The sequence below is a fragment of the Thermogutta sp. genome (assembly GCF_014359955.1).
GTDB lineage: Bacteria > Planctomycetota > Planctomycetia > Pirellulales > Thermoguttaceae > Thermogutta.
In genome coordinates this window covers 1-3,897 of record NZ_JACIYL010000418.1, presented here as the reverse complement: position 1 = coordinate 3,897, position 3,897 = coordinate 1, and the positions used below count along the sequence as shown (strand labels likewise).

The window sequence follows — 3,897 nt, the reverse complement described above, 5'->3', positions numbered from 1 at the left end:
CGTCCGGCCACCAGTTGGCGACATACGGGTGATCCGGAGCATGTGTGACCATGATATTCGTCCAACCCTGGACCGCGCGAGGCAGGGTGGCATCATAGAAGAGCAACTCGTTCATCCGCTCGAAATCGAACTTAAGCGCCCCTTTTGTTCCATTGATTTCGAACATATTGCGGTTTTGATTTCCGGTGGCCTGGCGTGCTGCCTCGAAGCTGGCGACCGCACCGTTGGAGAATCGCGCCAGGAACAGGACGGTATCGTCCACTGTAACGTCGCCCCATTCCTCCTTGCCGGCTCCACCCGAGACGATCGCACCGGTCGATCCCGCGCTGGGCAACTTCCGCTTCTTGATGAATGTTTCTGCGATGGCCCCGGCAATCTCGGTAATTTCCAGCCCCGTTACAAACCGTGTCATATCCACAATGTGAGCGTTCAAGTCCCCGTGGGCACCGGAACCCGCGAGATTCTTGTCGAACCGCCAAACGAGCGGCACGTTTTCGTCGGCCCAGTCCTGGAGATAGGCAGCGCGGACATGCCGAATCTCGCCGAGTTTTCCCTGCTTGACCAGCAAGTGGGCGAGCGCCACGGCAGGGCACCGGCGATAGTTGAACCACACGAACGTCTTCACATTCGCTTTCTTGGCCGCCTCCACCATTTCCCGGGCGTCAGCAAGCGTTCCCGCGATGGGCTTTTCACAGGCAACGTGTTTGCCCGCAGCGATAGCGGCCTTGGCCACCGGCGCATGCATGTAGTTGGGCGTGACAATGTCCACGAGACCGATTTCGGGGTTTTTCACCACTGATTCCCAGTCAGTGGAAACGTTCTTCCAGCCCCAGTTCGCCGCGAAGCCCGCCGGGTCAGGATCCACGCCCGGTTGCCCGAAGGAGGTATGCATGATCGGCTTGATGGGCGGCTTGAAGAACTTGGCCACCTGCCCCCATGCATTGGAGTGGGATCGTCCCATAAACCCCTGACCGATCAACGCGACATTGATGGTGTCCATGAGCTGTTCCTCCATATGCCGACAATCACCGTGTTGCAAAATACGACTAGTCCTTTGGTTCGCCGTTATAACTTATTCTGTCAACTTTGCAAGAGGCCCAAAGACCGGTTCTCCTGAGCGACAATCCCTTACTTCCGCAAGCTCACCCCGGTTTGCCAACTTTATCTGGATTGGTATTTGACGCCCACGCGATTCGTTCGATGAAAAATTTGACGCAGCTGCCCTGGATAGACCATCACCCCATCGTAGTCGACAATCAAAGTTATCGCCATCGGGGTCTTGGGAATCGATGGGAGTTACGCTCAGCGTGCGAGACGGTGGTTTGAGCCGTTCGCATTCTGACAGAATCTCACACGTGCGCAACTTTACAGAGGTTGGGACAAACACAGGGGATAGGCCAGATGTCGGAAACAGAAGATTTTGACCTTGCGTCACTTGCCGCTTATCTGCACCTGACGCCCCAGCAGGTGCAACGGCTGGCCGAACGCGGCAAAATTCCTGGACGTAAAGTCGCCGGTCAGTGGCGATTTTCGCGAGCGGAAATCCACCACTGGCTGGAGCGCCGCATTGGATTGGCAACGGAGGACGAAGATCTGGCGGAGATGGAACAGCAACTCCGGAACAAGGCGAGTCCGGGTAGCGAAATTTCCATTGCCGAGATGCTCCCGCCGGAGGCGATTGAAGTCCCATTGGCGGCGAAGACGCGGATCGCCGTGATCCGAAGAATGACGGAAATTGCTGCCCGAACAGGCTGGCTCTGGGATCCTGAGGCGATGGCCGAGGCGGTTCTCGCCCGCGAAGAGATGCACCCCACAGCGTTGGAAAACGGCGTCGCCCTGCTGCACCCGCGACGTCCACTCAGCCGGATTCTCGGTCAGCCGTTCCTCGCATTCGGGAGAACAGCAAGCGGAATTCCGTTCGGAAGTGAGTCCGGAACCCTGACAGACTGTTTCTTTTTGATTTGCTCTGTGGATGACCGGGGGCACCTCCGGACGCTCGCGCGTCTCAGCCGGCTCCTCGCGCAGCCCAGCTTTCTCCCCCAACTGAGGGAGCTCAATGACCCGGAGGCCATCCGGCGTCTTATCGCGGATACGGAGTCTGCGCTGTAAAGAATTGCGCGAACCAAAGACTCCCCAGCACCTGTCCTATTGGACCAGACGTGAGTGTTCCTTCTGAGACACAAAGACGGTATACCGCGTGCCATGTGATCATTTCCTGGGTGAGTAATCATTGAAAAGAGCCGGGCTACGCCGTATCTTTGATCAATGCAGGGGTACAGCAAACCGCAGCGTCCCTCGCTCAATTTCGCACCAGATTGTTATCTCTGGCGATTGAGGGTTCGAAGGTACGGACTGAGTTTGGGTCTATTTTCAGCAAAACTTCAGTCAGAGCCGGGAAAGGAGTGAAAACCAGTGAGCACGGCAACGAAAGCGCCACAAACTCAAAGTCCCCAGATCGAAGTGAAACGCGAACCGGTCAGCGGCGCTGAGATCGTTGTGCAGTCGCTCGTTAATCACGGAGTGGAAGTGGTGTTTGCTTATCCCGGGGGGGCCAGTATGCCCATTCATCAGGCCCTTACCAGATACCGGGATAAGATCCGCGTCGTGCTTCCGCGACACGAGCAGGGCGGCGGGTTCGCGGCTCAGGGATATGCCCGGTCCACCGGGAAGGTCGGCGTGTTCATGACCACCAGCGGTCCGGGGGCAACTAACGCCATCACTCCCCTGGCCGACGCCAAGCTGGACAGCGTACCGATCATCGCGATCACCGGCCAGGTGGGGACGTCTGTCATCGGGACCGATGCTTTCCAGGAAACCCCCACCGTTGAGGTGAGCCGGAGCATCACAAAACACCACTATCTCGTGACGGACGTCAATGACCTTGCCCGCGTGTTCAAAGAGGCATTCTACGTGGCCAGCACGGGACGTCCCGGTCCAGTTCTGATTGATATTCCCAAAAACGTGCAGATTGCCCAAACCGTTCCTGATTACGACGTCCCGATGGACCTGCCGGGCTACAAGCCGATCCCGCGTCTCGCGCGGCCGGAAGAGCTGCGCGAAGTGGCCCGGGTGGTGAAAAAGGCGCGGCGACCGGTCATTTATGCAGGCGGCGGTGTCATCACATCCGGTGCGGCCGATGCCCTCCGCGAGTTTGCTGAAAAGACGTCCATCCCTGTGGCGATGACGGCCATGGGCCTGGGCGGATTTCCGGGTGATCACCCGCTCTCGCTTGACATGCTGGGCATGCATGGAAGCATCTACGCCAATTACGCGGTGGCGGAGTGCGACCTGCTCCTCGCCTTTGGTGTGCGGTTTGACGATAGGGTCACGGGAAAAGTCAGCGAATTCGCCAAGTACGCCACAATCGTCCACATCGATATCGATCCTTCGGAGCTCAATAAAGTGAAGCACGCTCACATCGGCATCGTGAGCGACCTCAAATACGCCCTCGAAGAACTCAATAAGATCATCGAACCACCCGAGGATATTTCCGAATGGCATGCAAAGATTAAACATTGGAAGGAGACAGAACCCTTCCGGTACCGGGAACATCCCGAAGCGATTCTCCCGCAACAGGCCATTTACGAGCTTTGGAAACTCACCAAAGATCGTGACACCATCATTACCACCGGTGTTGGCCAGCATCAGATGTGGGCAGCGCAGTTTTACAAATTCCGCAAACCGCGGACGTGGCTGTCGAGCCTCGGTCTTGGAACAATGGGGTTTGGGCTGCCTGCGGCCATCGGTGCCAAGATTGCCCATCCGGATAAACTTGTCATCGACATCGATGGTGACGGAAGTTTTCTCATGAATATTCAGGAGATGGCCACCTGCTACTGCGAGAAAGTTCCCGTCAAGGTCCTCCTTCTCAACAATCAGCACCTGGGGATGGTGGTC

At 57.2% G+C, this 3,897-nt stretch carries 3 protein-coding genes; 2 read left to right on the top strand and 1 reads right to left on the bottom strand.

Translation table 11 applies throughout. From position 1 onward, the window contains the following. Nucleotides 1–1,000: Gfo/Idh/MocA family oxidoreductase (locus H5U08_RS12340; RefSeq protein WP_297033465.1), on the bottom strand; the 1,000-nt coding region annotated here is incomplete at its 3' end. A gap of 401 nt (nucleotides 1,001–1,401) precedes the next feature. Here H5U08_RS12340 and H5U08_RS12335 point away from each other — a divergent pair. Then, complete coding sequence (locus H5U08_RS12335) at nucleotides 1,402–2,109, top strand: PTS sugar transporter subunit IIA (RefSeq protein WP_297033462.1); 708 nt, start codon at nucleotides 1,402–1,404, stop codon at nucleotides 2,107–2,109. Between the two features lie 303 nt (nucleotides 2,110–2,412). After that, nucleotides 2,413–3,897: biosynthetic-type acetolactate synthase large subunit (ilvB, locus tag H5U08_RS12330; protein WP_297033459.1), on the top strand; the 1,485-nt coding region annotated here is incomplete at its 3' end.